Below are 1,949 nucleotides of genomic sequence, written 5' to 3'. Positions count from 1 at the left end.
GCCAGCAGATCCGCCACCGTCGCCTCCGGCAACCCACGACCCGTCGCCGCCCACTCCCCCAGCACCAGACCACGCTCACGCACCGTCAGCACGTCCAGGGCGCCGATCCGGCGGTGCGGGTCGGCCGCGACCTGCTCCAGCAGCGCGAGCAGCCGCTCGACCAGGGTCTCGGCGGTGGTGCGGTCGTAGAGGTCGGCCGCGTACTCGAAGGCGATGTCGATCTCCTCCGTGGCGGAGGTCTCCTCGAAGTTGAAGTCGAGTTCGAACTTCGCGGCGCCCAGCTCGAAGGGCAGGATCCGGCTCTCCAGGCCGAGCAGTCGCCCGGCCCGGCCGTCGTTGTGCTGGTAGCCGAGCATCACCTGGAACAGCGGGTGCCGGCCGGGGACGCGCGGCGGGTTGACCGCCTCGACCAGGCGGTCGAACGGCAGGTCCTGGTGGGCGAAGGCCGCCAGGTCGGTGTCCCGGGTACGGGTCAGCAGCTCGGCGAAGGTCGGGTCGCCGGAGAGGTCGTTGCGCAGGACCAGGGTGTTGACGAAGAAGCCGACCAGTCCGTCGAGCGCGCTGTCGGACCGCCCGGCGACGGGCGCCCCGAGGGGGATGTCCGTGCCGGCGCCCAGGCGGTGCAGCAGGGTGGCCACGGCCGCCTGGAGCACCATGAAGGTGGTGGTGCCGGTGGCCCGGGCCGCTTCGCGCAGGCCCCGGTAGACCGCCGGGGGGACCTGGCCGCGCACGGTGTCGCCGCGGTGGCCGGCCACCGGCTTGCGCGGGTGGTCGGTCGGCAGCGGCAGCTCCTCCGGCAGCCCGGCGAGCGCCTGCTTCCAGTAGCCGGCCTGACGGGTGTGCAGGCTCCGCTCGTTCTCGGCCGAGCCGAGCAGCTCCTGCTGCCAGAGCGTGTAGTCGGCGTACTGGACCGGCAGCGGCGCCCACGCGGGGGCGTGGCCGTCGGCGTGCGCCGTGTAGGCGGTGGTGAGGTCCTCGATGAAGGGGAGCATCGACCACTCGTCACCGGCGATGTGGTGGAAGAGCACCACCACCACGTGGTCCTCGGGGGCGAGTTCCAGCAGGCTGACGCGCAGCGGCAGCTCGGCGGAGAGGTCGAAGCCGTGGCGCACCGCGGCCTCGACGTCGGCGTCGAGCGTCTGCGCCGAGGAGCGGACGACGTGCACGGCGGCCCCGGCGGCCGGGGCGTCCAGGATCCGCTGGTGGACGTCGCCGTCGCGCTCGGTGAAGACGGTGCGCAGGCTCTCGTGCCGCTGCGTCACCGAGCGCACGGCCTCGCCGAGGGCGGCCCGGTCCAGCGGACCGGTCACCCGGACCACCAGGGGCACGTTGTAGGTGGCGCCCGAGTCGTCGAGGTTCTGCAGGAACCACATCCGGCGCTGGGCGTGCGAGAGCGGCAGGTCGGCCGGGCGCTCGCGGCGGCCCAGGGCGGGGCGCGGGTCCTCACCGGAGCCGGCCCGGTGGGCGAGCCCGGCCGGGGTGGGCGCCTCGAAGAGGTCGCGGACGGTCAGCCCGGCGCCGCCGGGGAGTGCGCGGACCCGGCTGATCAGCCGGGTGGCCAGCAGGGAGTGGCCGCCGAGGTCGAAGAAGTGGTCCTCGGGGCCGACCTCGGCGAGGCCGAGCACCTCCGCGAAGGCGCCGCAGAGGATCTCCTCGCGGGCGTCGCGCGGGGCGCGGCCGGTGCCGGTGCCCGTGCCGGCGGGCGCGGGGAGGGCCTTGCGGTCGAGCTTGCCGTTGACGGTCAGCGGCAGCGCGTCGAGCACCACGAACGCCGACGGGACCATGTACTCGGGCAGCCGGGCGGCGAGTTCGTTGCGGACGGCGGCGAGGTCCACGGCCGTCGCGACGGGGACGAGGTAGGCGACGAGGCGCTTGACGCCGGGGGTGTCCTCACGGACCACCACGGCGGCCTGCGCCACCGAGGCGTCGAGCGCGACGGCGTCCTCGAT

Annotated in this window: 1 protein-coding gene; it reads right to left on the bottom strand. The window is 74.8% G+C overall.

The genetic code is table 11. The features are described 5' to 3' along the window. Window positions 1-1,949, bottom strand: a 1,949-nt coding sequence (locus ACWDRR_RS44375; protein ID WP_449778029.1) for a condensation domain-containing protein, incomplete at both ends; no start/stop codon positions are given.

The sequence above is a fragment of the Kitasatospora sp. NPDC003701 genome (genome assembly GCF_053587085.1).
Note: the sequence above shows the minus strand (reverse complement) of the source record. Positions and strands in the feature narration are given on the sequence as shown.